Annotated in this window: 27 protein-coding genes and 1 other annotated feature; of the genes, 24 read left to right on the forward strand and 3 right to left on the reverse strand. The window is 50.2% G+C overall.

The features are described 5' to 3' along the window. Positions 1 to 2: 2 nt before the first annotated feature. From DWZ40_RS07310 to rplL, 8 genes are all read left to right on the forward strand, one after another. A complete protein-coding gene (locus DWZ40_RS07310; RefSeq protein ID WP_347560064.1) occupies positions 3 to 851 on the forward strand; it encodes a ComF family protein in 849 nt (282 codons plus the stop codon). 186 nt (positions 852 to 1,037) lie between these two features. Continuing rightward, positions 1,038 to 1,187, forward strand: coding sequence for a 50S ribosomal protein L33 (rpmG, locus tag DWZ40_RS07315; protein WP_080552267.1), 150 nt, complete (start codon positions 1,038 to 1,040; stop codon positions 1,185 to 1,187). Positions 1,188 to 1,199: 12 nt separating this feature from the next. Further along, positions 1,200 to 1,403 (forward strand): preprotein translocase subunit SecE, encoded by a 204-nt coding sequence (gene secE / locus DWZ40_RS07320; RefSeq protein WP_118542217.1) that lies wholly within the window; start codon positions 1,200 to 1,202, stop codon positions 1,401 to 1,403. 19 nt (positions 1,404 to 1,422) lie between these two features. Beyond that, complete coding sequence (gene nusG, locus DWZ40_RS07325) at positions 1,423 to 1,938, forward strand: transcription termination/antitermination protein NusG (RefSeq protein WP_118542219.1); 516 nt, start codon at positions 1,423 to 1,425, stop codon at positions 1,936 to 1,938. Positions 1,939 to 2,015: 77 nt separating this feature from the next. Beyond that, positions 2,016 to 2,441 (forward strand): 50S ribosomal protein L11, encoded by a 426-nt coding sequence (gene rplK / locus DWZ40_RS07330; RefSeq protein ID WP_118531260.1) that lies wholly within the window; start codon positions 2,016 to 2,018, stop codon positions 2,439 to 2,441. Between the two features lie 81 nt (positions 2,442 to 2,522). Next, complete coding sequence (gene rplA / locus DWZ40_RS07335; RefSeq protein WP_118531262.1) at positions 2,523 to 3,218, forward strand: 50S ribosomal protein L1; 696 nt, start codon at positions 2,523 to 2,525, stop codon at positions 3,216 to 3,218. Between the two features lie 48 nt (positions 3,219 to 3,266). Further along, positions 3,267 to 3,406: a sequence feature (ribosomal protein L10 leader region), on the forward strand. A gap of 33 nt (positions 3,407 to 3,439) precedes the next feature. After that, positions 3,440 to 3,940: a 50S ribosomal protein L10 gene (rplJ, locus tag DWZ40_RS07340; protein ID WP_118542221.1), complete on the forward strand. Its 501-nt coding sequence runs from the start codon at positions 3,440 to 3,442 to the stop codon at positions 3,938 to 3,940. 119 nt (positions 3,941 to 4,059) lie between these two features. Continuing rightward, complete coding sequence (gene rplL, locus DWZ40_RS07345; RefSeq protein WP_118542223.1) at positions 4,060 to 4,434, forward strand: 50S ribosomal protein L7/L12; 375 nt, start codon at positions 4,060 to 4,062, stop codon at positions 4,432 to 4,434. Positions 4,435 to 4,582: 148 nt separating this feature from the next. Here the strand turns inward: rplL and DWZ40_RS07350 are convergent, their stop codons facing one another. Both DWZ40_RS07350 and DWZ40_RS19250 read right to left on the reverse strand, forming a co-directional pair. Beyond that, positions 4,583 to 4,789: a cold-shock protein gene (locus DWZ40_RS07350; protein WP_118531268.1), complete on the reverse strand. Its 207-nt coding sequence runs from the start codon at positions 4,787 to 4,789 to the stop codon at positions 4,583 to 4,585. Between the two features lie 344 nt (positions 4,790 to 5,133). Further along, entirely contained in the window at positions 5,134 to 6,057 is a 924-nt protein-coding gene (locus DWZ40_RS19250) for a LysR family transcriptional regulator (RefSeq protein WP_182431658.1), read from the reverse strand. Positions 6,058 to 6,230: 173 nt separating this feature from the next. Here DWZ40_RS19250 and DWZ40_RS07365 point away from each other — a divergent pair, with 173 nt between their 5' ends. From DWZ40_RS07365 to leuA, 16 genes are all read left to right on the forward strand, one after another. Continuing rightward, positions 6,231 to 6,995, forward strand: coding sequence for a polysaccharide deacetylase family protein (locus tag DWZ40_RS07365; protein WP_118542227.1), 765 nt, complete (start codon positions 6,231 to 6,233; stop codon positions 6,993 to 6,995). A gap of 244 nt (positions 6,996 to 7,239) precedes the next feature. Then, complete coding sequence (locus DWZ40_RS07370) at positions 7,240 to 8,586, forward strand: AAA family ATPase (protein ID WP_118542229.1); 1,347 nt, start codon at positions 7,240 to 7,242, stop codon at positions 8,584 to 8,586. 228 nt (positions 8,587 to 8,814) lie between these two features. Further along, positions 8,815 to 10,644: a transcription termination factor Rho gene (gene rho / locus DWZ40_RS07375; RefSeq protein ID WP_118542231.1), complete on the forward strand. Its 1,830-nt coding sequence runs from the start codon at positions 8,815 to 8,817 to the stop codon at positions 10,642 to 10,644. A 272-nt stretch (positions 10,645 to 10,916) separates the two neighbouring features. After that, the gene (gene rpmE, locus DWZ40_RS07380) at positions 10,917 to 11,120 is read left to right on the forward strand and encodes a 50S ribosomal protein L31 (RefSeq protein WP_118531274.1); all 204 of its coding nucleotides are present in this window, start codon (positions 10,917 to 10,919) and stop codon (positions 11,118 to 11,120) included. Between the two features lie 97 nt (positions 11,121 to 11,217). Beyond that, positions 11,218 to 12,174 (forward strand): DUF1385 domain-containing protein, encoded by a 957-nt coding sequence (locus DWZ40_RS07385; protein ID WP_118542233.1) that lies wholly within the window; start codon positions 11,218 to 11,220, stop codon positions 12,172 to 12,174. Further along, on the forward strand, positions 12,171 to 13,037 hold the full coding sequence (gene prmC / locus DWZ40_RS07390) for a peptide chain release factor N(5)-glutamine methyltransferase (protein ID WP_118542235.1): 867 nt from the start codon (positions 12,171 to 12,173) through the stop codon (positions 13,035 to 13,037). The genes DWZ40_RS07385 and prmC overlap by 4 nt, the downstream gene beginning before the upstream one ends. Positions 13,038 to 13,138: 101 nt before the next feature. Next, entirely contained in the window at positions 13,139 to 14,212 is a 1,074-nt protein-coding gene (gene prfA, locus DWZ40_RS07395; RefSeq protein WP_118542237.1) for a peptide chain release factor 1, read from the forward strand. A 13-nt stretch (positions 14,213 to 14,225) separates the two neighbouring features. Next, a complete protein-coding gene (srtB, locus tag DWZ40_RS07400; protein WP_243035253.1) occupies positions 14,226 to 15,122 on the forward strand; it encodes a class B sortase in 897 nt (298 codons plus the stop codon). A 158-nt stretch (positions 15,123 to 15,280) separates the two neighbouring features. Beyond that, positions 15,281 to 15,958, forward strand: a complete 678-nt coding sequence (locus tag DWZ40_RS07405; RefSeq protein ID WP_118542239.1) for a DUF3990 domain-containing protein — start codon at positions 15,281 to 15,283, stop codon at positions 15,956 to 15,958. Then, positions 15,939 to 16,643 carry a helix-turn-helix transcriptional regulator gene (locus tag DWZ40_RS07410; RefSeq protein ID WP_243035255.1) on the forward strand — a complete coding sequence of 235 codons (705 nt, stop codon included), beginning with the start codon at positions 15,939 to 15,941 and terminating at the stop codon, positions 16,641 to 16,643. The genes DWZ40_RS07405 and DWZ40_RS07410 overlap by 20 nt, the downstream gene beginning before the upstream one ends. Before the next feature lie 239 nt (positions 16,644 to 16,882). Continuing rightward, entirely contained in the window at positions 16,883 to 17,785 is a 903-nt protein-coding gene (gene rfbA, locus DWZ40_RS07415) for a glucose-1-phosphate thymidylyltransferase RfbA (RefSeq protein WP_118542241.1), read from the forward strand. A 25-nt stretch (positions 17,786 to 17,810) separates the two neighbouring features. After that, the gene (gene rfbB, locus DWZ40_RS07420) at positions 17,811 to 18,839 is read left to right on the forward strand and encodes a dTDP-glucose 4,6-dehydratase (RefSeq protein WP_118542243.1); all 1,029 of its coding nucleotides are present in this window, start codon (positions 17,811 to 17,813) and stop codon (positions 18,837 to 18,839) included. Positions 18,840 to 18,875: 36 nt separating this feature from the next. Next, positions 18,876 to 19,721, forward strand: a complete 846-nt coding sequence (gene rfbD / locus DWZ40_RS07425; RefSeq protein WP_118542245.1) for a dTDP-4-dehydrorhamnose reductase — start codon at positions 18,876 to 18,878, stop codon at positions 19,719 to 19,721. A 90-nt stretch (positions 19,722 to 19,811) separates the two neighbouring features. Continuing rightward, positions 19,812 to 21,182 carry a phosphoglucosamine mutase gene (glmM, locus tag DWZ40_RS07430; protein WP_118542247.1) on the forward strand — a complete coding sequence of 457 codons (1,371 nt, stop codon included), beginning with the start codon at positions 19,812 to 19,814 and terminating at the stop codon, positions 21,180 to 21,182. Positions 21,183 to 21,200: 18 nt separating this feature from the next. Continuing rightward, positions 21,201 to 21,752 carry a class I SAM-dependent methyltransferase gene (locus DWZ40_RS07435; RefSeq protein WP_118542249.1) on the forward strand — a complete coding sequence of 184 codons (552 nt, stop codon included), beginning with the start codon at positions 21,201 to 21,203 and terminating at the stop codon, positions 21,750 to 21,752. Between the two features lie 302 nt (positions 21,753 to 22,054). After that, positions 22,055 to 23,728 carry a 2-isopropylmalate synthase gene (gene leuA / locus DWZ40_RS07440; RefSeq protein WP_118542451.1) on the forward strand — a complete coding sequence of 558 codons (1,674 nt, stop codon included), beginning with the start codon at positions 22,055 to 22,057 and terminating at the stop codon, positions 23,726 to 23,728. 121 nt (positions 23,729 to 23,849) lie between these two features. On the opposite strand, the gene DWZ40_RS07445 is transcribed toward leuA, so the two are convergent. Next, entirely contained in the window at positions 23,850 to 25,076 is a 1,227-nt protein-coding gene (locus DWZ40_RS07445) for a cell wall-binding protein (RefSeq protein ID WP_118542251.1), read from the reverse strand. Positions 25,077 to 25,114: the final 38 nt, after the last annotated feature.

Here is a 25,114-nt window from a genome sequence, read left to right on the forward strand (position 1 = left end):
AGGTGACCCAAAAACCGCCTGTAGAATCATCTGCAAACATAACTGCAAAATTGCCCTTGAAATTATCTCTCCAGGAAAATCTCCTCCAGCTTCTCTTTCCGCGCCGATGTCCGGTGTGCGGACAGATCGTTCTGCCGGAAGGCGCGCTGATCTGCGCAGGCTGTGTGCGAAAACTGCATTTTATCCGGCAGCCATCCTGCAAAAAATGTGGAGCAGAACTCATCAGTGACCGGGAGGAATATTGTCCGGAATGCAAACGGCATCAACGGAGTTTTGAGTCCGGCGTTGCCCTGATCCGCTACAATGACGCGGCGCAGAAATCCATGGCGGCGGTCAAATATAAAAACCGGCGGGAATATCTGGATTTTTACGCAGAGGCCATCGTCCGGCGATATGGATATTTCTTTGCAAGACACAAAGATGCGGTTCTGGTGCCGGTTCCGGTACATCCGGCCCGACTGCGCAGCCGCGGCTTCAACCAGGCGGGGGAGCTGGCGGTGCGTCTTGGACGTCTGAGTGGACTTTCTGTAAATGAGACAATGCTGGTCCGCACCCGGAAAACGGCTCCGCAGAAAGAGCTTGGACCGGAAGAACGCCTGCGGAATCTGCGCAAAGCATTTGCGGTGCGGGAAGGCAGATCGTCTGGTCTCTTACAAAAGCTTGTCATCCGGTCTTCGGCAGTCAGACAGCTGTCTGCCTGGCACTCATGCACCGCACTGCCCGCAACTGTCATCCTCGTCGATGACATCTACACCACCGGCAGCACCATCGAAGCCTGCACACGGGTACTAAAAGAAGCAGGAGTCCGGCAGGTATATTTTGTATCCATCTGCATTGGCGGAGGTGTCTGACCGGAAAAAATAAAAATCCAGCAAAAAATAAAGAAAAAGATTGACGCATGGACATCGTTATGCTATAGTGATATGGCGAATGGAAGAGCTTAGGTCTTTTTTTTATGCTCAAAATTAGCTTACGGGCTGACAAGACACAAAAGAAAGGCTGAAAAAACAACGAAAAATCAAGTGGAGGTGGAAGTCGTGCGCACAAAGATTACACTGGCATGTACAGAATGTAAACAGCGGAACTACAACATGACGAAGGATAAAAAGACACATCCGGATCGCATGGAGACCAAAAAATATTGTAGATTCTGCAAAACTCATACTTTACACAAAGAAACAAAGTAAGGAGTGTGAACTATGGGAGAAACTACAGGCACTGAGAAGGCTCCGAAGACGAGCTTTTTCAAGGGTTTAAAAGCTGAGTTCAACAAAATCGTATGGCCTGACCAGGAAACCGTTGGCAAGCAGACAGTTGCTGTAGTAGCGGTTACCGCTGCGCTGGGAATTATCATCGCAATCCTGGATTTCATTATCAAATGGGGCCTCAGCTTCATTATTTAATTAAGGCGAGGGTGATAAGATGTCAGAAGCAAAGTGGTATGTAGTTCATACCTATTCGGGCTACGAGAACAAAGTAAAAGTTGACATTGAGAAAACCATTGAGAACCGTAACCTTCAGGATCAGATCCTCGAAGTTTCCGTTCCGATGCTCGAAGTCGCAGAACTCAAAAACGGCGTGGAGAAGCTTGCGGACAAGAAAATGTTCCCGGGCTACGTGCTCATCCACATGATCATGAATGATGATACCTGGTATGTAGTACGCAACACCCGCGGCGTGACCGGCTTTGTCGGACCGGGCTCCAAGCCTGTTCCGTTAAGCGATGATGAGATGGAGAGCCTCGGCTTTGGAAAGACTGAAGTTGCTCTGGACTATGCAGTTGGCGATACCATTGTGGTAACAGCCGGCGCATGGAAAGACACGATCGGTGCCGTTAAGTCGATCAATGAAAGTAAGCACACTCTTACGATCAATGTCGAAATGTTCGGCCGTGAAACACCGGTTGAACTCAATTTCACAGAAGTGAAACACATGTAACAACGAAAAGGGACCGGCGAGGCCGGTTCGTGGGAGGGACACCCCCGACAATACCACATTATTAGGAGGTCATTATCATGGCAAAGAAAGTAACTGGTTACATCAAATTACAGATTCCGGCAGGCAAGGCTACTCCTGCTCCGCCAGTTGGTCCGGCACTCGGTCAGCACGGCGTTAATATCGTACAGTTCACCAAGGAGTTCAACGCAAGAACTGCAGATCAGGGCGATCTGATCATCCCGGTTGTTATTACCGTATACGCAGACAGAAGCTTCAGCTTCGTAACCAAGACTCCGCCGGCAGCTGTTCTGTTAAAGAAAGCCTGCAAGATCAAATCCGGTTCCGCAACCCCGAACAAGACCAAAGTTGCTACCATCTCCAAGGCAGATCTTCAGAAGATCGCTGAGACCAAGATGCCTGACTTAAACGCAGCAAGTCTGGAAGCAGCTATGAGCATGATTGCAGGTACTGCAAGAAGCATGGGTATCACTGTTGAGGAGTAATTCTTCATACAGAACTGAGATGAAACTTTAAATACGTGGGAGGGAACATCCCCGACAATACCACTAGGAGGTTATTTTATTATGAAACATGGAAAGAGATACGTAGAAGCGGCTAAAGCAGTAGACCGCGCTACTCTTTATGATGCAGCAGACGCTATCGCACTTGTTAAGAAGACTGCTGTAGCTAAATTTGATGAAACCATTGAGGCTCATATCAGAACCGGTTGTGACGGACGTCACGCTGACCAGCAGATCCGTGGTGCAGTAGTTCTGCCGCACGGAACTGGTAAAGTTACCAGAATCCTTGTTTTCGCTAAGGGCGTAAAGGCTGACGAGGCTCAGGCTGCAGGCGCAGATTTCGTAGGCGCTGAGGAGCTGATCCCGAAGATCCAGAACGAGGGTTGGTTAGATTTCGATGTAGTTGTAGCTACCCCGGATATGATGGGTGTTGTTGGTCGTCTGGGTCGTGTACTTGGACCGAAGGGCTTAATGCCAAACCCGAAGGCTGGTACCGTAACCATGGACGTAACCAAAGCTATCAACGATATCAAAGCTGGTAAGATCGAGTACAGACTTGATAAAACCAACATCATCCACGTGCCAGTGGGTAAAGCTTCTTTCACTGAGGAGCAGTTAGCGGACAACTTCCAGACGCTTATGGATGCAATCAACAAAGCAAAACCGGCTACCTTAAAGGGTGCTTACATTAAGAGCGCAACCCTGACCTCTACCATGGGCCCGGGCGTTAAGCTGAACGTAGTTAAGCTGATGGCTTAATCGGATTTTGTAAAAAACTGATTGACAATCCGAATATAGTATGTTATCATACACAAGTATTGACTGCCGAAGACAGTAGGTGCCGCAAGGCGTAAGGTTACAGCCGCCTACCGAGGAACGTACAATTTGTATTTATGACGAATTTGTAGAGCCCCTCTGTCTGACAGTGGGGCTTTTCCTTGCAGTCTCCAGTTATATAATAAAACAGGAGGAAGACATTCATGGCTAAAGTTGAGTTAAAACAGCCTATCGTAGCTGAGATCTCCGAGCTGTTAAACGGCGCTGCATCCGCAGTAGTAGTAGACTATCGTGGTCTTACTGTTGCTCAGGATACCGAGCTGCGTAAGCAGTTAAGAGAAGCTGGTGTTGCTTACAAAGTATATAAGAACACCATGATCAAGCGTGCAGCTGAGGGTACCGATTTTGCAGCTCTGGATCCGGATTTAGAAGGACCGACCGCAATCGCTGTATCTAAGGACGACGCTACAGCTCCGGCAAGAATCCTGGCTGAGTTTGCTAAGAAAGCAGACAAGCTGGAAATCAAAGCTGGTGTTATTGAAGGTACTTACTATGATCAGAAGGGTATGCAGGTTATCGCAACCATCCCGTCCAGAGAAGTACTTCTCGGAAGATTGCTGGGCAGCATCCAGTCTCCGATCACCAACTTCGCTCGTGTGCTTAATCAGATCGCTGAGAAGCAGGGCGAGAGCGCTGAGGCTTAATTTGTTGACAGACCGGCAGTTTGCCGCATGATCATCCGAACTAAGTTTAAGCAATTCGATGAAAATCGAACCACAATGATTGATTCAGAAATATAATTATTTTAATGGAGGAAATTAAAATGGCAAAGTTAACCACTGCAGAGTTTATCGAAGCTATCAAAGAGTTATCCGTATTAGAGCTGAACGAGCTGGTAAAGGCTTGTGAGGAAGAGTTTGGCGTATCCGCAGCAGCAGGCGTTGTAGTTGCAGCAGCAGCTGGCGCAGGCGAGGCAGCTGAGGAGAAGACCGAGTTCGACGTAGAGCTGACCGAGGTTGGCCCGAACAAGGTTAAAGTTATCAAGGTTGTACGTGAAGCTACCGGTCTTGGTCTGAAAGAGGCTAAGGACGTAGTTGACGGTGCTCCGAAGGTCCTGAAAGAGGGCGCTTCTAAGGAAGAGGCTGAGGACATCAAGGCTAAACTTGAGGCTGAGGGCGCAAAAGTTACCCTGAAGTAATAAAAACTCAACTAGAGCTTAAACCCCGGGATCCGCAAGGATTTCCGGGGTTTTGTTGTTATATGAAAATTCTGTATGAAACACATAAAAAAATACCCGGAACTCCTTGACGGAATTCCGGGTATTTCATTTTCTAGGTGGTAGATTATTAAGCTACAACGTGAACGTTAACAGCCTGAAGACCACGGTTGCCCTCAGCGGTATCGAAGGTAACTTTCTGGCCATCCTCTAAGGTCTTGTAGCCGTCAGCTACGATACCGGAGAAGTGTACGAATACTTCCTCGCCAGTCTCATCGTTGGTGATGAAGCCATAACCCTTAGTAGCGTTGAACCATTTAACTGTACCGTTATTCATTGTGGTACCTCCTATAAAAATTAAAATTTGTATTTTCGTATGAAACAAAAATCACATATTTTTGTAAATCTGGAATGTACTTCTTGACTTACAAAAATATGTGAATCAAAAGCTCATATCAAAATACACTGTGAGTTTACCACCCAACCCCCAATCTGTCAAGCAATTTTGGCATTTCTTGACATAGTAAAGTGATAGGAGAAAAATAGGATTATCCATGTGATTTGATGCTGCAGACACTGGGAAACAGATTTGTGTGATGGGTGCGTGGCCGGGGAAAGTAGCCGGCCGCGCACACTATGCCAAACCAAAATAGGGAAAAGATGTCATAAGAATAAAAACAGTTAAGCAAACGGTTTATTTAAGTCAGAAAGCCAGGCTTTCATAGGTCCGGAAAGCCATTTGTTCCGGTGATAAAGTGTCTGCAGGAAGATCCCGGTGCCGGAAACTTTATAATCCAGAGGAACAAGAACGTCTGCAGCCGAATGCTGCCTGACGATCAGCTCAGGGACCAAAATCATAGCATTCATGGGGCTGCGTGAATCCGGTGTTTCTGCGCTATTCTGAGCCCCCAGGGAAGCATTTGCCGCAACATAAAGGGCGAGTCCCGGATCAAAAATGTTCACCTGTCGGAAAAACGTAAAATCAAATGATTCATGACCGGATTCAAAATAGCCGGTACGAATAAGCGGATAAAGCGAAAGATCCTCTGGAGCCAAACCATGCCGTCCGGCCAGGGGATGTTCTTTGCTGACATAGAGACAGAGCAGCACCGGCTGATCTTCCCCGGCATGGATCAGGTCTTCGCCGGTGTACCGGGTATCCAGAGTCAGTGCAAGATCCACTTCATTGTGCCGAAGCCGGGAAAGCAACTGCTCTGGATCCGGAATTGTTTCGGTGTGAAGATTTACCTGTGGATATTTTTGTAGATACTGTGCAATTTGCGCACTGATTCGTGGTCCGGCGAGCGGACTGAAAATTCCAAGCCGCAGAGAACCGGAAACGGTGGAGGTATCCTGTTTCCCGACCAGAAGAGCATCTTCCGACATGCGGACAATGGCAGCTGCGTAGGATAAGAACTCCTGACCCGTCTGGGTGATGCGGATCTGCTTGCCTACGCGTTCGTAAAGCTGTGTGCCTAACTCCTGCTCAAGCTGCTGCATCTGCATGGTAACGGTAGACTGGGCATACCCCAGAACTTTTGCAGCTTTCGAGAGACTTTGGGTCTCAGCCACTTTGGTAAATGTAATCAGGTTTCTAATTTCCATGAAATACTTTCTATTATCGGAATTAATGAAGCATATTAAAAATACTTCAAAATATTTGACATGACTATTGTAGCGCGTATCCTGTAAAAAGGCAAGCGCAGTTTTGCAATTACGGAACATAATTTTGCAAAAACCAGATATATATGAAATAGAAAGCGGGAGAGGGGAAAACGATGAGCAAACCGAAATGGAAAATCCGCACGTTGAGCCTGCTTCTTCTGGCGGTGATTCTGGCAGATGGGGCTCTGACCGGCGCAGCTTTTGCAGTTGCACAGCATGCTGCATATCCAGAACGTGTGGGACGGGCATACGCCGGAAATCAACTGGAAATTCCTGCGGTCCGACAGGTTGCTGCATTCGTGCCAGAGCAACACGACTCTTCCGTTCCCCAGGTCGCCCTCACGTTCGATGATGGCCCTCACCAGACCTGTACGCCGAAATTGTTGGATGGCCTGAAACAGCGCGGTATAAAAGCAACTTTTTTTCTGATGGGGGAAAATATTGCCGGAAAAGAAGAACTGGTACAACGGATGCAGGAAGAGGGACATCTGATCGGCAATCACAGCTACCGTCATATCCAGATGACAAAGGAGGGGGCAGAGCAGGCCTGTGCCGAGATAGAGCAGACGGAGCAGCTGATCCAGTCCATCACCGGAAAACGTCCGGAATATCTGCGGCCGCCTTACGGAGCCTGGAATGAGCAGTTGGAATGCCGTGTAAATCTGACCACGGTACTCTGGAACGTGGATTCCCTGGACTGGAAGTTCCAGAACACCAGACGGATCGTGCGGCGGGTCGAAAAAGATGTAAAAGATGGCGATATCATTCTCATGCATGATATTTTTCCTACGTCAGTAGAAGCAGCACTGCAGATTGTTGATGATCTGCAGAAACGGGGTTACGAATTTGTGACCGTGGAAGAACTTCTGGTAGACTGAATCCGGGTTGACTGGGCAATCGGCGTGGATTATACTAGAAAAAGCACAAATGTTCGCAAAAGGCAGCACCACAAAAACAGCGCCCCAAAGCAGTGTTGCAAAGGCAGCACTTCAAAAACAGTGCCCCAAATGCAATATCAAAAAACGAAGCGCATAAACCTCAAAAGCATCAATAGCAGGTTCAGCGGAATCGATTCAGCATAAAAATGAAAACTATACACACCGACAGGAAGGAAACATACACATGGATTTGTTTGACTATATGAGAGCGAGCACCCAGGAGCAGGAATCGCCCCTGGCGTCCCGCATGCGCCCCACCACCCTGGATGAGGTGGTCGGGCAGAAGCACATCATCGGAAAGGACAAGCTGCTTTACCGTGCCATCAAGGCAGACCAGCTTGGCTCCATCATTTTTTACGGACCGCCGGGAACCGGAAAGACGACGCTGGCAAAGGTTATCGCCAACACCACTAGCGCGAGTTTCCGCCAGATCAATGCCACGGTGGCGGGTAAAAAAGACATGGAGGATGTCGTAAAAGAGGCAAAAGATGCCCTCGGGATGTACGGAAAAAAGACGATCCTTTTTGTCGATGAGATCCATCGCTTCAACAAGAGCCAGCAGGATTATTTGCTTCCCTACGTGGAGGATGGGACCCTGATCCTCATCGGAGCGACCACGGAGAATCCTTATTTTGAGGTAAATGGGGCACTTTTGTCCCGTTCCCGGATTTTCGAACTGAAAGCACTGGAAAAGGACGATGTAAAAGAACTGATCCTGCGTGCTGTACACGATGAGAAAAAAGGCATGGGAAGTTACCACGCTGTGATCGATGACGATGCTGCTGATTTCCTGGCGGATGTCTCCGGCGGGGATGCCCGCGCCGCGCTCAATGCGGTAGAACTTGGTGTTCTCACAACAGAGCGCAGTCCGGCAGATGGCCTGATCCACATTACGCTGGAGGTGGCACAGGAGTGCATCCAGAAACGGGCGGTGCGCTACGACAAAGATGGGGATAACCATTACGACACCATTTCCGCCTTTATCAAGAGCATGCGCGGCTCGGATCCGGATGCTGCAGTCTATTATCTGGCGCGGATGCTGTATGCGGGGGAAGATATCAAATTCATTGCCCGCCGCATTATGATCTGTGCTTCAGAAGACGTGGGCAATGCAGATCCGCAGGCACTGACTGTGGCAGTCAGCGCGGCGCAGGCTGTGGAGCGCATTGGTATGCCGGAGGCGCAGATCATCCTGTCCCAGGCTGTGACGTATGTGGCGACCGCACCGAAATCCAATTCCGCGTGCAATGCCATTTTCGAGGCCATGAGTGCCGTGAAAAACCAGCGTTCCATGCCGGTTCCGGTACATCTGCAGGATTCCCATTATGGCGGTTCTGCAAAACTGGGTCACGGGATCGGCTACAAATACGCACACGACTATCCGAACCACTATGTAAAACAACAGTATCTGCCGGATGGCATGGAAGGAAGCGTCTTCTATCGCCCATCTGGAAATGGTTACGAGTCGAAAATTGACGAACATATGCGATTTTTGCGGGAATCGGTCCAGAAGGAAGACAATTCCAGATAAAATAAATCTTTCTTTTTTCAGGAGAATCCATTATAATAAATACGTACGCGGGGACAGCGCCATGCCGTCTCCGCATCATTGAAAAATGGCTGGCGGTGTACCTGGTGCACCGGTTCAGTACGAATCCATTATTCCAAAGTTCTTAGAAGATATCTGCCGCTTTAGGAGATATCTATCAATTTATATTTTATATCCCACCTAGATAAAAGTTCAGAATGGAGAAAATGTATGCGAGAAAAATTACAGACATTACCCGTTGCCATGTTGAAGGAAATGGCAAAAGAACAGGGCATAAAAGGAGCAACTTCCATGAGGAAGGCAGAGCTGATCGAAGCACTTTGCAATGCGGTCGGGACAGTGGAAGAGCCGACAGGGACGACTGCGAAGGAACAGCCAGGAGAGCCGAACAGGGTGTTGGGGAAAGAACAGTCTGCAAGACCAACCGGTACAGCGGTGAAAGAACAATCCGCAGAGCAGGCAAGACAGTCTGCGCAAGAAAAACTTGCAGAGCCGAACAAGGCATTTTCGAAAGAGCAGTCGACAGAAGCGGCCGGGGCAGCTGCAAAAGAGCAGCCGACAGAAGTGGCCGGGGCAGCTATGAAGGGACAGCTGCGCCGCTATTCTTACCAGAATCGTCCGCAAAATGGCCGCAGCGGCATGGTGAGACGGAACGGGGAGCAATCTTACCAGAACCGTCAGGAGCAGAGCAGCGAGCAGACCTACCAGCCGCGCCAGAGCCGCCAGGAGCAGAGCAGCGAGCAGACCTATCAGCCGCGCCAGAGCCGCCAGGAGCAGAGCAGCGAGCAGACTTATCAGCCGCGCCAGATCCGCCAGACTCAGAATACGGACCAGACCAACGACCAGACCAACGATCAGTCATACCAGAATACGCGTGATGAGGAAAATGAAAAGCAGCAGGAAGGCGTAGACAGCGGGGTACCGGCAAGCGGCATCCTGGAGGTTATGCCGGACGGCTTCGGCTTTATCCGCTGCGAGAATTTCCTTCCGGGCGAGAACGATGTGTATGTTTCCCCGACCCAGATCCGGCGGTTTGGCTTAAAGACCGGAGATATCATCAACGGAATCCGCCGTGTGAAAACCTCAAATGAGAAGTTTGCAGCACTGTTGTACATTCGCAACGTCAACGGCTATCCGGTCAGCGCGCTGGAGCGCCGCCCGAACTTTGAAGATCTGACTCCGATCTTCCCAAACAGCCGTCTGCATATGGAAACCGCGGGAAAGAGCAGCACCGCCATGCGTGTGCTCGATCTTCTTGCACCGATCGGTAAAGGTCAGCGAGGCATGATCGTGTCTCCGCCAAAAGCCGGTAAGACCACTCTCTTAAAGCAGGTGGCGCAGGCAGTGACCACCAACCATCCGGACATGCATATGATCATTCTCCTGATTGATGAACGCCCGGAGGAGGTTACGGACATCAAGGAGTCCGTGGTAGGCAACAATGTGGAGGTAATCTACTCCACCTTCGATGAGCTTCCGGAGCGCCATAAGCGTGTTTCCGAGATGGTGATCGAGCGCGCAAAACGTCTGGTAGAGCACGGACGCGATGTCATCATTCTCTTAGACAGCATTACCCGTCTGGCAAGAGCCTACAACCTGGTAGTTCCGCCGAGCGGACGTACGCTTTCCGGCGGTCTTGACCCGGCAGCCCTGCATATGCCGAAGCGTTTCTTCGGCGCAGCCCGCAACATGCGTGAGGGCGGCAGCCTGACCATTCTTGCCACGGCACTGGTCGATACCGGAAGCCGCATGGACGATGTCATCTACGAGGAGTTCAAGGGCACCGGCAACATGGAGCTGGTATTAGACCGCAAGCTCTCCGAAAAACGCATCTTCCCGGCAATCGATATCTTAAAGTCCGGCACCCGCCGCGATGACCTGCTCTTAAGCCGTGATGAAGCCGAGGCGGTGGATATTGTGCGCAAGGCAACCAACAGCTTAAAACCAGAGGATTCCGTGGAGCGCATCCTGGATCTGTTCGCGCAGACCCGCAGCAACCGCGAGTTTGTGGAAGTGGCGAAGAAACGCCGGATGTTCTAAAAAATTCGAAAAAACGGCGAAGAAGCACCGGATGTTCTGGGAAATTCGCAGAAGCGGAAAAGAAATGCCGGATGTTCTGGGAAATTCGCAGAAGTGGAAAAGAATCCACGGCGAAAATATCTCGAAAATCGTAGAAAATATGCTTGCCAAGCCTATATTTCTATGATACAATTATGGAGCTGTTTATAGATGTGGCGTGATTTTAACGGTACAAACGAGACCGTTAGACGATCACAGTACTATATAATTGAGAAAGTGAAGAGGTGAAAATCATGAGAGAAGGAATCCATCCAGCTTATTATCAGGCTAAGGTTACCTGCAACTGCGGCAACGAGTTCGTTACCGGTTCCACCAAAGAAGAGATCCACGTAGAGGTTTGCTCTAAGTGCCATTCTTTCTACACCGGTCAGCAGAAAGCTGCTTCTGCACGCGGTCGTATCGATAAGTTCAACAAGAAATACGGCGTTAAGGCGTAAGCATAACGAGAGCGAAGTAAGGTTGAGACTCAAGTGGAGACACTTTGGCTCAGCCTTATTTTTCTTTATACGGATATTTTAAGGAGACACAGATCATATGAAATATTCCGGTATCGGCGGCCAGGCCGTCATTGAAGGAATTATGATGAAAAATAAAGACCAGTATGCCACAGCCGTGCGCAGACCCGACGGCGGCATCGAGGTCAAAAAAGACACCTACGTCAGCATGACGGAAAAGGTGCCATTTTGCGGACTCCCCTTTGTGCGGGGTGTCTTCAGCTTTGCGGATTCCATGATCCTCGGCATGCGGACCTTAAGCTTTTCCGCCAGCTTCTTTGAGGATGATGAAGACTCCGAACCAGGAAAACTGGAACTGTGGATGGACAAAGTATTCGGTGAGAAGGTTGAACAGGTCCTTATGGCGGTCGTCATGGTATTTTCCGTGATTATGGCGATCGGCATTTTCATGGTGCTGCCGCTGCTCATCGCAAACGCCTGCAAACAGGTCATCCACTCTGACACCATCATGGCAATCCTGGAAGGGCTCATCCGCATCGCGATCTTTATTGCATATATAAAAGTAATTTCCCGGATGGAGGATATCCGCCGCACTTTTATGTATCACGGTGCGGAGCACAAGTGCATCAACTGCATCGAGCATGGCATGACACTCACCGTAGACCACGTGCGGGCAAGCTCCAAGCAGCATAAACGATGCGGAACCAGTTTTCTGATCATCGTTATGCTGATCAGCATCCTGTTCTTCATGGTTGTGCGCGTCGACAACGTATGGCTGCGCATGGTAAGCCGCATTATTTTAGTGCCGGTCATTGCTGGTGTTTCCTACGAGTTTTTACGGCTGGCGGGCCGCAGCGACAACCCGGTTGTCAACCTTTTAAGCAAGCCGGGACTGTGGATGCAGAATCTGACCACCAGCGAGCCGGATGACTCGATGATCGAGGTTGCGATCGCAGCAGTTGAAGCCGTATTTGACTGGAAGGCGTACCTGCGGGAAAATTTCCCGGAGACGGAGATTCCGGAGGACGCATCATGACACTCTACGATCTTCTAAACGAAGGCAGTTCCGCGCTCCAGCAGGCGGGTGACACCGACGCGGAAAACGACGCAAAGCTGCTGCTTCTCACTGCATTTGATTTAAATCTGGTTCATTTTTTGATGGACCGGCTGCGCCCGCTCTCCGAAACCGATGCGGCTGTGCAGAAACAGATTCAAAATTACCGTGCCATGGTCACAAAGCGTGCGTCCCGTGTTCCGCTGCAGCAGATCCTGGGCAGCCAGGAATTTATGGGACTGGACTTCTTTGTCAATGAGCACGTGTTGATCCCGCGCCAGGACACCGAGACACTGGTGGAGCTGGTATTGGAAGAGCAGAAAGAAAAAAATAAGAAGCTGTTAGATCTGTGTACCGGGTCCGGCTGCATTGCCATCAGCCTGGCAGTAAAGGGCGGGTACGAATCGGTGACTGCCACAGACTTGTCGGAAGAGGCACTGCAGGTGGCGGAGCGGAACGCAAGAGCACACCAGAAAACAATCCGTTTTTTCCATGGTGATCTGTTTTCTGCCCTTCCGCCAGACGAAGAAAAAACCTTCGATATCATTACATCCAACCCACCATACATTCCAACGGCAGTTATTGCCACCCTGGAGCCGGAGGTGCGGGAGCATGAGCCGATGATGGCATTGGACGGCACAGAAGACGGTCTGAAGTTTTATCGGCAGATCGCAAAGGAGGCCGGAGCCTGGCTGAAGCCGGGAGGCAGCATCTATCTGGAGATCGGATACGACCAGGGCGAAGCTGTCAGCGGACTTTTAGCGGATGCAGGTTTTACGAATGTCCGGGTTGTCAAAGACCTTCCGGGCAAGGAACGTGTGGTATGCGGCTGCTGGGAACGGTGAGGACAGCATACACATAGATACCAGTTGCTGGGCACATATACGTGAACCGCAGCAAACCACGAACATCAATCAGTACCATTACAAAATATAGGAGGAACCCCATGTTTGACAGATTAGATGACATCCTCATCCACTATGAGGAAATCATGCAGGAATTAGGCGAGCCGAACGTAACCGAGAACCAGACCCGCTTCCGTAAGCTCATGAAGGAGCAGGCGGACCTGGCACCTCTGGTAGAGGCTTACAAAGCCTACAAGCAGGCAAAACAGGATATTGAAGACAGTCTGGCACTTCTGGAAGAAGAGAGCGACGAAGACATGCGCGAGCTTGCCAAGGAAGAACTTTCCGATGCCAAGAAGCGTGTGGAAGAGCTGGAGCAGGAACTAAAGATCCTGTTACTGCCGAAGGACCCGAACGATGACAAGAACATTATCCTGGAGATCCGCGCCGGTGCAGGCGGCGACGAGGCAGCTCTGTTCGCAGCAGAGCTTTACCGCATGTACGTAAACTATGCAGAGAGCCAGCACTGGAAAGTAGAGATCATCTCCTTAAGTGAGAATGGAATCGGCGGCTTCAAAGAAGTCCAGGCCATGATCACCGGCAAGGGAGCTTACTCCAAGATGAAGTACGAGTCCGGTGTACACCGCGTACAGCGTGTGCCGGAGACCGAGTCTGGCGGACGTATCCATACCTCCACCGCTACCGTAGCAGTGATGCCGGAGGCAGAAGAGGTCGATGTTCAGATCGATATGAACGACTGCCGTATCGATGTTATGCGTGCGTCTGGTAACGGCGGACAGTGCGTCAACACCACCGACTCCGCAGTACGTCTGACCCACATCCCGACCGGAATCGTCATCTACAGCCAGACCGAGAAATCCCAGCTGCAGAACAAGGAAAAGGCATTCCGTCTTCTGCGTTCCAAGCTGTACGATCTGGAACTGGAAAAGAAGCAGAACGCGGAAGCAGCAGAGCGCCGCAGCCAGATCGGTACTGGCGACCGTTCTGAGAAAATCCGTACCTACAACTTCCCGCAGGGCCGTGTCACCGACCACCGCATCAACCTGACTTTATACAAGTTAGACAAGATCATGAATGGAGACATCCAGGAAATTCTGGATGCATGTATCGCAGCTGACCAGGCAGCAAAGCTGGCGAAGATGAACGAAGTGTAAAAAGGGGGCAGTTATGTCCGATATGGAACACAATCAAAAACCAAAAAAGAATTCCAGCGGTCTTCTCCGCCGCCTCATCATCGCCATCCTCTTACTCATCATGATCGCCAGTGCCCTCAGCCTGGTGAAGGAGTGGATGGATGCAGCAGCCCAGCGACGTCTCGAGGAGAGCCTGGCGCAGGCAGCGAGTCAGACGGAGGCAGAGACCACACCGCCGGAAACAGAAGAAACGGAGGCAGAGACCGAGGCGCCGTATGTCTCCCCGATTGATTTTGCTTCTTTATTAGAGACGAATCCGGACACCATCGGCTGGATCCGGGTGCCGGATACCAAAATCGATTATCCGATCGTCCAGTCTCCGGACAACCAGTACTATTTACATAAGGATTTTGAGGGGAAAGACAGTGTGTACGGCACCATTTATCTGGATGCCGACAGTAAGTCTGACTTCAGCGGTTGGAATAACCCGATCTATGGCCACCACATGAAGGATGGCTCCATGTTTAAGGATGTTGTGAAATTCAAGGACCAGGATTTCTTTGAGGCGCACCGCTATTTTGAAATCTATACCCCGGAGCGCACCATCCATTTAAAAACGCTGGGCTGCTACTACAGCGATTCCAATGGCATCGTCCGCAAGACCTCGTTCAAGTCCCAGGCATCGTTTGATCAGTGGGTGAGTGAGCGTCTGGCACCATGCAGCTTTGCAGAGGTGCCGGAGCAGCCGTTTGATTCCATGTTTGTGCTGGTAACCTGCAGCTATGAGAAGAACGACGCCAGAACCCTGCTCTTTGCGGCAGAGGTCGATGAAGATGGAAACTTCCTGCCCGCAACCGGGCGGAATGTACCGGAAACCAGTGCAGTTCCTGCGGAATCGACCAGTGCGGAAACCGCAACGGTTCGTAAGTAGGAGATTTGTTGCTGCTCATATGCTGCGCAGGCAGCAACAAATTTGGCAGATTCCTAAAACAAATAAGAAAAATGATTGTACAGATATCGCTGTAGAGATATAATAAAAATATCTCTACAGCGATATTTTTATTTCGCGCAAAGGAGGCGATGCGGATTATGAAGAAACTTCTCTATCATGGTTCTGACCATATGATTCCCAAGCCGGAATATGGACTGGGAAACTATAACAATGATTACGGACGGGGCTTTTATTGTACGGAAAACATAGAACTGGCAAAAGAATGGGCTTGTGCGAAAAATAAGGATGGATACGCAAACCGTTATCAGTTAGAAATGGATGGGTTACATGTATTGAATCTGAATCAGGATGATTACAGTATCCTAAACTGGCTGGCATTTCTGACCCGTTACCGCAGTTACTGGCAGCAGCGTTCCATTGCAGAAACAGCAAAAAACTATCTACAGGAGCATTTCATGATCGATATATCGGCATACGATGTCATCATTGGGTATCGTGCGGATGATTCTTACTTTTCTTTTGCGCAGGATTTTGTAATGGGAACCATTTCTTTCAAACAGCTGGAACATGCCATGCGCCTTGGAAAATTAGGAGAACAGGTGGTATTGAAAAGCCAGAAAGCCTTTTCACAGCTTCTTTTTCTGGGATATGAGGCGGCTTATGCGGAAGAATATTATCAAAAGAAGCAGCAGCGCGATAAGGCAGCACGGCGGCAATACCGGGAAACCAGAGGAGAAGGCGCGCAGGTTTCCGATATCTATATGATTGATATTATGAGAGAGGGGATGGAGAATCATGATCCACGCTTGCGATAAAGAATATCACAGCCATACGGTAGCAGAAGCGGGCTCCGGGCAAATCCAGCTCCATGCTTACGATGAGGACTATCTCCCATTGGCACAGCGGGTGCTTGGGGATATGCTGGATTACGCGGTGAATACATTAGATTATGATCTGCAGGATTTTTATACCATGTTTCTGATCAGCGGCATGGCGGCGCAGTTTGAAATTGGCAATTGCGCGTTTGTTGCCGGGAAAAATGGCTGTGAAATAGCCAAGGAAGTACTGCGTCTTAGCGGACTTTCTGTTCCGGATGTGGAAGATCTGATGTATCTGGATAAATCCCCGGAGTATTGGACGGGGTGGGTATTGGCGTATTATCAGTGGTATCGCGTGGAAAACTTCAAACAGATCCAAAATGCAGTTCCGGTTACGGAGGTCTGCGGCATGTATGATCCGCTCCATGAGGCAGATATCAGCAAATTTGTAGAAATTATGGATGAACGGATGCAAAAAGCCAGACAGGAGTCCAGACTGAAGCGCCTTAGGGCATACGCCAAATTATCCCAGCGGGAACTGGCAGCACAGTCCGGTGTCCCACTCCGGCAGATCCAGCTGTTTGAGCAGGGCGAGCGTGATATCGGCAAAACCCAGGCGCGGACATTGCAGAAGCTTGCACGTGTGCTGCATGTCTCGGCGGAAACACTTACGGATTCCTGAAGACAGGGGGTTACTGCTTATGCATATGTGCCCGGCAATGGGATTTTGCCGATTTGGAATGCGAAGCATCGGCAAAAACCCGAATCCAGATATGAATCCAGACACGAATTTCCACGCTTCCTTTCCGCCCGCAGATTGCAATCTCCGCGCATCTGTGGTATAGTACAAACTAGCTTAGACTGTCCGTACTTACAAAAGAGACCCGGGCGGTATTTTATGTTTTTAAAAGGAGAACACTTATGAAAGGTATCATACTGGCAGGCGGCTCAGGTACCCGCCTGTACCCGCTGACCAAAGTAACATCCAAACAGCTGCTTCCAATCTACGACAAGCCGATGATCTACTATCCGCTGTCTGTGCTTATGAACGCCGGCATCCGGGAAATCCTGATCATCTCCACTCCGGTGGATACTCCGCGTTTCGAGGCACTGCTTGGCGATGGACACCAGTTTGGCGTGGAACTGTCTTACGCCGTACAGCCGAGCCCGGATGGACTGGCTCAGGCATTCATCATCGGCGAAGAGTTCATCGGCGGCGAGCCGGTTGCCATGGTACTGGGTGACAACATCTTCCACGGTCAGGGCTTAAAGAAACGCCTGCGCGCGGCAGCGGCCAAAGAGAAGGGCGCTACCGTATTCGGTTACTATGTAGACGATCCGGAGCGTTTCGGTATCGTAGAGTTCGACTCTGAGGGCAAGGCAATTTCCATCGAGGAGAAGCCGGAGCATCCGAAGTCCAACTACTGCGTGACCGGTCTGTACTTCTATGACAACCGCGTGGTTGAGTATGCCAAGAGCTTAAAGCCATCTGCCCGCGGTGAGCTGGAGATCACCGATCTGAACCGCATCTACTTAGAGAACGGCGAGCTGGATGTTACCCTGTTAGGACAGGGCTTTACCTGGCTGGATACTGGTACCCACGAGTCTTTAGTAGAGGCAACCAACTTTGTCAAGACCGTCGAGACCCATCAGCACCGCAAGATCGCGTGCCTGGAGGAGATTGCTTACTTAAACGGCTGGATTACCAAAGAGCAGGTGCTGGAGACCTATGAGGTATTAAAGAAGAACCAGTACGGCCGTTATTTAAAAGACGTTCTGGACGGGAAATACATCGATAAACTTCACGGAAATGACATGAAGTAGAATAGTAGAAAAGAGGAAACAATCCATGACCATCATCGTAACAGGCGGCGCCGGTTTCATCGGCTCCAACTTCGTATATCATATGTTAAACAAGTATCCGGATTACCGGATCGTATGCGTAGACTGTCTGACCTACGCAGGTAATTTATCCACCCTGGAAGAGGCATTAAAGAACCCGAACTTCCGCTTCTGCAAGATCAATATCTGCGACCGCGAGGCTATCTACAAGCTGTTTGAGGAAGAGCATCCGGACATCGTGGTAAACTTCGCAGCAGAGAGCCATGTAGACCGCTCCATTGAAAACCCGGAGATCTTCTTAGACACCAACATTAAGGGAACCGCAGTGATGATGGATGCCTGCCGCAAGTACGGTATCAAGCGTTACCACCAGGTATCCACCGATGAAGTATACGGCGACCTTCCGTTAGACCGCCCGGATCTCTTCTTCACTGAGGAGACCCCGATCCACACCAGCAGCCCGTACAGCTCCTCCAAGGCAGGCGCTGATCTGCTGGTACAGGCATATCACCGCACCTACGGTCTGCCGATCACCATCAGCCGCTGCTCCAACAACTACGGTCCGTACCACTTCCCGGAGAAGCTGATCCCGCTTATGATCGCAAATGCACTGGCAGACAAGCCGCTCCCGGTTTACGGCGAGGGTTTAAATGTCCGCGACTGGCTGTATGTGGAGGACCACTGCAAGGCCATCGACTTGATCATTCACAAAGGACGCGTCGGTGAGGTTTATAACATCGGCGGTCACAACGAGATGCGCAACATCGACATCGTGAAGCTGATCTGCAAAGAGCTGGGCAAGCCGGAAAGTCTGATCACCCATGTCACCGACCGTAAGGGCCACGACATGCGTTACGCCATCGACCCGACCAAGATCCACAACGAGCTTGGCTGGCTGCCGGAGACCAAATTCGCAGACGGCATCAAGAAGACCATCAAATGGTACCTGGAGAACCGCGAGTGGTGGGAGACCATCATCTCCGGTGAGTATCAGAATTATTACGAGAAAATGTACGGAAACCGCGAGGAGGTATAATCCTGCGGTGACCATCATTCAGAAAGAGGAAACAACATGAAGGTTCTGGTAACAGGAGCAAAAGGCCAGCTTGGAACTGACCTGATGAATGAACTGGCAAAACGCGGCATCGAGGGCATCGGCGTCGACGTGGAAGAGATGGATATCACCGATGCAGAAGCCTGCAGACGTGTGATCAAAGCGTCCGGGGCAGATGCCGTCATCCACTGTGCCGCATATACTGCAGTAGATGCAGCTGAAGATAATGTGGAGCTTTGCCGCCGTATCAACGGAGAAGGCACCCGCAACGTAGCGCAGGCATGCAAAGAGGCTGATGTGAAACTCATGTACATCAGCACGGACTACGTGTTCGACGGTCAGGGCACCCGCCCGTGGGAGCCGGACGATGAGCGCCATCCGTTAAATGTATACGGACAGACCAAATATGAGGGTGAGCTGGCAGTTGAAGAACTGTCCGACAAGTACTTCATCGTGCGCATCGCCTGGGTATTCGGCGTGGCAGGAAAGAACTTTATCAAGACCATGCTGCGTCTGGGCAAAGAACGTGGAGCAGTCAGCGTTGTCGATGACCAGGTTGGTTCCCCAACCTACACCTACGACCTGGCAAGGTTGCTGGTCGACATGATCCAGACCGACAAGTACGGTCGCTACCATGCCACCAACGAGGGTCTGTGCAGCTGGTACGAGTTCGCGAAGGAAATCTTCCGCCAGGCAGGCATGGATGTTCCGGTGACTCCGGTCAGCAGCAGCGAGTTCCCGGCAAAAGCAACCCGCCCGTCCAACAGCCGCATGAGCAAGGAAAAACTCAGCGACAACGGCTTTGAGCGCCTTCCGGCATGGCAGGATGCGCTGGGCCGCTTCTTAAAAGAAATCGAATATTAAAATACAAAAGGTTCCCGGCGGCGCAGGTGTGCCTGCCGGGAATTTCAGGTTTTGCTTTTAAACTGAGCTAGAAAAGAGGAGAACAACATTATGGGAAAATATTTTGGCACCGACGGATTCCGCGGAGAAGCAAACGTCAACCTGACTGTGGAACACGCCTATAAAGTAGGCCGTTTCTTGGGCTGGTACTACGGAAAACAGGCGAAAAAGACTGCAGATAACCCGGAAGGCCGCTGCCGCGTTGCGATCGGTAAGGATACCCGCCGCAGCAGCTACATGTTCGAGTACTCCCTGGTTGCAGGTCTCACCGCCTCCGGCGCAGATGTTTACCTGCTCCACGTTACCACCACACCGAGCGTATCCTACGTCGTGCGCACCGAGGAGTTTGACTGCGGTATCATGATCTCTGCCAGCCATAACCCATATTACGACAACGGCATCAAGGTCATCAACGGCAAGGGCGAGAAACTGGAAGAGGACGTTATTGTTGAGATTGAGCGTTACTTAGACGGCGAGATGGAAGAAATTCCATTTGCCTTAAAAGATGCCATCGGCTGCACCACCGACTATTCCGCAGGCAGAAACCGTTACATCGGTTATCTGATCTCCATCGCCACCCGCTCCTTCAAGGGCAAAAAAGTGGCTCTGGACTGTGCAAACGGAAGCGCATCCGCCATCGCCAAGAACGTCTTTGACGCCCTGGGTGCCGAGACCCATGTCATCAACAACCATCCAAACGGCTTGAATATCAATACCGATTGCGGATCCACCCATATCCATGTGCTGCAGGATTACGTGAAAGAGACCGGCTGTGATGTCGGTTTCGCCTACGACGGAGACGCAGACCGCTGTATCGCGGTTGACGAGAACGGCAACGTGGTAGATGGCGACTTGATCCTCTATGTGTGCGGCAAGTACATGAAAGAGACTGGCAGCTTAAAGAACAACACGGTTGTCACCACCATCATGTCCAACTTCGGTCTGTATAAGGCATTCGACCGGGAAGGCATCTCCTATGAAAAGACTGCAGTAGGCGACAAATACGTCTACGAGAATATGTCCCAGTACGGAAACTGCCTGGGTGGTGAGCAGTCCGGTCATATCATCTTCAGCAAGCACGCCACCACCGGTGATGGCATCCTGACCTCCTTAAAGGTTATGGAAGTCATGCTGGAGAAGAAAGAGACCCTTGGCAAGCTGGCTTCCGAGGTTGAAATCCTTCCGCAGGTACTGAAAAATGTCCGTGTCCATGACAAAAAGCTGGCACAGGACGACCCGGCGGTTCAGGCAGAGGTCAAAAAAGTTACAGAAATTCTGGGAAGCGACGGACGCATCCTTCTGCGCCAGTCCGGCACCGAGCCGGTGGTGCGCGTCATGGTAGAGGCACCGACCACTGCGCAGTGCGAACAGCTGGTGGACCAGGTGATCGAAGTCATGAAGGCACAGGGACATGTGCTGTAGAAAGCGATAATGCAATAGGTGAATGCATTTGAAGAGGGAGATTGTAGAAGTATTGATCTGAAAAAAACAGCGGATTTGGCACTGTGCCTTTATGATGTGGTAGGCTCTTTTGTCCGTGAGGAAGATAACAGAGCAATTGTGAAAAATATTCATCGCCATTTAAAACGGGGGGCAATTCTTGTTCTCAGTGTTATGAATCGTGAACTGACTGAGCATATAGCCATTCATAAGGTGCCGGTTGTTGCAGAACATCTGGATGAATTGGCACGCTTGAAGCCAAGCAAAATTATGCAGAATAGTGGAAATATATTCTCACCAGATTATTATTTGTTGGAAACCAGTACAGGTGTGGTATACAGAAAAGAACAGTTTGAAAATGAAGATGAACTATCTGCTGAATATGTAATTCGTGACAAGCGTTATGATTGTGATGAAATTTGCAATTTGCTGGAATCCGAAGGTTTTGGTATTTTAGATAAGCGTTATGTTCAGGCAGGAAAGTGGGAGAATGCACTTGGCGCGAAAGAGAAATCTGCGAAAGAAATTTTGATATTTGCAGAGAAAAAATGACACATCCAAAGCGTAATATTTATATAAGGGGAGGTAAGTGTTTTCTGGCACTTGCCACCCCTTGTTATTTGTGATAAAATACACCTTAACGTATCAAATTTTCAAAAAAGGAATGATGAAAGATGGGGCTGAATCAGTAGGATCAATATTGTTCATTGTCCGCTTCTACGGCGTGATTGAGCGACTGCCCGTTATGGGCTGAGCGAGGACATGAATACGAGAAGCAACCTGTAAAAACAATGGCAGCGCAAACCTAAAGCAGAGACTGCCACGGACAACGAACAAATTGGAGGAAAAGCATGATGTTAAATATCAAGAAATACAAAAGAAACCCGGTCATCCACTACCCGGAGCGCGAGTGGCCAAACAAGGAAATCGAGAAAGCACCGATCTGGTGCAGCGTAGACTTACGTGACGGCAACCAGGCACTGGTAGAGCCGATGGTAGTAGAAGAGAAGATTGAGTTCTTCAACATGTTAGTAAAGTTGGGTCTTAAGGAAATCGAGATCGGTTTCCCGGCAGCATCCCAGATCGAGTATGACTTCTTAAGACAGTTAGTAGAGCGCAAGCTCATCCCGGACGATGTCCGCGTGCAGGTTCTGGTACAGTGCCGTGAGCACCTCATCAAGAGAACCTTTGAGGCAATCCAGGGCATCAAGAAAGTGGTCGTTCATATCTACAACTCTACTTCTACCTTACAGCGTGACGTTGTCTTCCACAAAAATAAGGAAGAGATCAAGCAGATCGCAATCGAGGGAACCGAGTTAGTCAAGAAATACGCAAAAGACTACGACGGTGACTTGATGTTAGAGTACTCTCCGGAGAGCTTCACCGGCACCGAGCTGGATTACGCACTGGAGGTCTGCACCGCTGTTCAGGATACCTGGGGCGAGGCAACACCAGAGAAGCCGATCATCTTCAACCTGCCGTCTACCGTAGAGATGAACACTCCGAACGTATACGCAGACCAGATCGAGTGGATGGATAAACACTTCAAGAACCGCGACAGTGTAATCTTAAGCGTTCACCCGCACAACGACCGCGGCACCGGCGTGGCAGCAACGGAGCTGGCACTGCTTGCAGGCGCAGACCGTGTCGAGGGAACCCTATTCGGAAACGGCGAGCGTACCGGTAATGTTGATATCTTAAACATCGCGTACAACATGTTCTCCCAGGGCATCGACCCGAAGCTGGAGATCGAGAATGTCCGCGAGATCGCAGAAGTTTACGAGCGCTGCACCAAGATGACCATCGACCCGCGCCATCCGTATGCAGGAAAGCTGGTATTCACCGCATTCTCCGGCTCCCATCAGGATGCCATCAACAAAGGGTTGCAGGCTCTGCACGAGAGAAACGGCCAGTACTGGGAGGTTCCGTACCTTCCGATCGATCCGTCCGACATCGGCAGACAGTACGAGCCAATCGTTCGTATCAACAGCCAGTCCGGAAAGGGCGGCGTAGCCTTCGTTATGGATACGTTCTACGGTTTCAAACTGCCGAAGGGCATGCACAAAGAATTTGCAGACGTCATCCAGAAGATTTCCGAGCAGCAGGGTGAGGTTGCTCCGGAGCAGATCATGGAAGAGTTCTGCAAGAATTACTTAGACAAGAAAGAGCCGATCCACTTCCGCAAGTGCCAGATCACCGATACCGAGTCTTCCGACGGCGAGTTTGCAACGCTTGCCAAGGTTACCTATACCGACCACGGCATGGAGAAGACCTTCGAGGGCGTCGGCAACGGTCCGATCGATGCTGTACAGCGCGGTCTGGAAGAAGCACTTGGCATCCAGATCAAGGTTCTGGACTACAACGAGCACGCACTGAACTCCGGTTCTAATGCACAGGCAGCATCCTACATCCATTTAATGGATAAGGACAGCGGCAGAGTGACCTACGGTGTCGGCGTAAGCTCCAACATCACCAGATCCTCGATCCGCGCCATCTTTAGTGCAGTGAACAGATTGTTCTTTTCCTAAATAAAATATTGCACAGAAAATATTAAGGGAGCGAAAGTTCCGCCCCGCCATGTATGGCGAGTGCAGGAACTTTCGCTCCCTCATTGTTTTTAGAATCCTTTTGATATTGGGAAACATAAAATTACGGTCTTGGACCGGTCGTCAGTCCGGCCTGCAGAACATAATTGCCAGAACTCGAATTACTGTTGCTGGTACTGTTACCAGGTGTCGTATTATTGCTAGATGAATTTCCGGTGCTTCCGTTAAAACTTGGATCACTCTTTCCGGTAGCCGGACCAGAAGCAACATATTCATTGTTACTGTTGTTATTGGAAGAAGAACTTCCCGGCGTGGTGCTTCCGTTGATACTTCCCGGAGTAGAAGCGGTATTGCTGATAATATTATTGTTGCTGCCTGGTGTGACACCGCCTGTTGTTGTGTTTGTAACAGAACCTGGGGCAGAGCTGCTAGAAGAACTGCTGCCCGGGGTTGTATTGTTGGAAGTATTGCTTCCGCTTAGCGCATTCCCATTACTGGTCATGCAGGCGCCGTTTGCAGCAAAACTGTAGGAAACTCCGTCAATTTTCAATGTCGTGTTTGCTGCCATACGTCCTTTGTCTGACGGATTTAAGTAATAGTAAGTTCCGTTAATCTGGATCCATCCGGTGAGCTTGTGACCGGAGTTATTAAAATAGTAGTAGGAATTTTCAATCTGTTTCCATCCGGTTGACATGCGTCCATTTGCCGGATCCATGTAGTAGTCGTTGGTGCCGTCACTAAGCCAGCCGATCAGCATTTTGCCGTCGGTGTGGAAATAGTAGTAAGCACCGTCCACCTGCTGCCAGCCGGTAAGCATCTTTCCGTCATTGCCAAACATGTACCAGCTGTCCTTGATCGCCCGGGCACTGTTCACAGTGCATGTGCCGTTATCCGGGTCAAAGTAATACCAGCCATTGTCCATGTTCACCCATCCGGTCGCCATGGCACCGCTGTCGGACAGATAATAGTAGTTATTGTCGATGCTGACCCAGCCCGTGTGCATGGTACCGTCGGTCAGCATGTAATAGTACTTGCCGTTATCCTTCACCCATCCGGTCGCCATAACACCATTGCCCTGGAAGTAGTACCATTTGTTATTGATCTTCAGCCAGCCAACGGTCATCTTGCCAGTGGATAAGTTCAGATAGTAGTAGCCATTGTCCGTGTTCAGCCAACCCTTGTGCAATTCCCCATTTGCATCATAATAGTAATAGGTACTGCCGCTCTGCTGCCAGCCAGTCGCGGCGTACGCAGTTACGCTGGAAAACAGGCTCATGGCACTGAGCATTCCGGCGAGGGCGGCGGCAGTTAATTTCTTTGTATGTTTCATACCGTTCCTCCTGTTTCGTACAATACAGGACTGCGCAG

The organism is Clostridium sp. AF32-12BH (genome assembly GCF_003477935.1).
Lineage (GTDB): Bacteria > Bacillota > Clostridia > Lachnospirales > Lachnospiraceae > Brotaphodocola.

Coding starts and splice junctions, on each gene's coding strand:
- DWZ40_RS07385 (WP_118542233.1), top strand. CDS start 11,218: ATGAAATATTCCGGTATCGGCGGCCAGGCCGTCATTGAAGGAATTATG.
- rplK (WP_118531260.1), top strand. CDS start 2,016: ATGGCAAAGAAAGTAACTGGTTACATCAAATTACAGATTCCGGCAGGC.
- DWZ40_RS07365 (WP_118542227.1), top strand. CDS start 6,231: ATGAGCAAACCGAAATGGAAAATCCGCACGTTGAGCCTGCTTCTTCTG.
- rfbB (WP_118542243.1), top strand. CDS start 17,811: ATGACCATCATCGTAACAGGCGGCGCCGGTTTCATCGGCTCCAACTTC.
- rplL (WP_118542223.1), top strand. CDS start 4,060: ATGGCAAAGTTAACCACTGCAGAGTTTATCGAAGCTATCAAAGAGTTA.
- rfbA (WP_118542241.1), top strand. CDS start 16,883: ATGAAAGGTATCATACTGGCAGGCGGCTCAGGTACCCGCCTGTACCCG.
- rho (WP_118542231.1), top strand. CDS start 8,815: ATGCGAGAAAAATTACAGACATTACCCGTTGCCATGTTGAAGGAAATG.
- rplA (WP_118531262.1), top strand. CDS start 2,523: ATGAAACATGGAAAGAGATACGTAGAAGCGGCTAAAGCAGTAGACCGC.
- DWZ40_RS07405 (WP_118542239.1), top strand. CDS start 15,281: ATGAAGAAACTTCTCTATCATGGTTCTGACCATATGATTCCCAAGCCG.
- srtB (WP_243035253.1), top strand. CDS start 14,226: ATGTCCGATATGGAACACAATCAAAAACCAAAAAAGAATTCCAGCGGT.
- nusG (WP_118542219.1), top strand. CDS start 1,423: ATGTCAGAAGCAAAGTGGTATGTAGTTCATACCTATTCGGGCTACGAG.
- DWZ40_RS07410 (WP_243035255.1), top strand. CDS start 15,939: ATGATCCACGCTTGCGATAAAGAATATCACAGCCATACGGTAGCAGAA.
- glmM (WP_118542247.1), top strand. CDS start 19,812: ATGGGAAAATATTTTGGCACCGACGGATTCCGCGGAGAAGCAAACGTC.
- secE (WP_118542217.1), top strand. CDS start 1,200: ATGGGAGAAACTACAGGCACTGAGAAGGCTCCGAAGACGAGCTTTTTC.
- DWZ40_RS07370 (WP_118542229.1), top strand. CDS start 7,240: ATGGATTTGTTTGACTATATGAGAGCGAGCACCCAGGAGCAGGAATCG.
- rplJ (WP_118542221.1), top strand. CDS start 3,440: ATGGCTAAAGTTGAGTTAAAACAGCCTATCGTAGCTGAGATCTCCGAG.
- prfA (WP_118542237.1), top strand. CDS start 13,139: ATGTTTGACAGATTAGATGACATCCTCATCCACTATGAGGAAATCATG.
- DWZ40_RS07350 (WP_118531268.1), bottom strand. CDS start 4,789: ATGAATAACGGTACAGTTAAATGGTTCAACGCTACTAAGGGTTATGGC.
- DWZ40_RS07445 (WP_118542251.1), bottom strand. CDS start 25,076: ATGAAACATACAAAGAAATTAACTGCCGCCGCCCTCGCCGGAATGCTC.
- rpmE (WP_118531274.1), top strand. CDS start 10,917: ATGAGAGAAGGAATCCATCCAGCTTATTATCAGGCTAAGGTTACCTGC.
- rfbD (WP_118542245.1), top strand. CDS start 18,876: ATGAAGGTTCTGGTAACAGGAGCAAAAGGCCAGCTTGGAACTGACCTG.
- DWZ40_RS19250 (WP_182431658.1), bottom strand. CDS start 6,057: ATGGAAATTAGAAACCTGATTACATTTACCAAAGTGGCTGAGACCCAA.
- prmC (WP_118542235.1), top strand. CDS start 12,171: ATGACACTCTACGATCTTCTAAACGAAGGCAGTTCCGCGCTCCAGCAG.
- leuA (WP_118542451.1), top strand. CDS start 22,055: ATGTTAAATATCAAGAAATACAAAAGAAACCCGGTCATCCACTACCCG.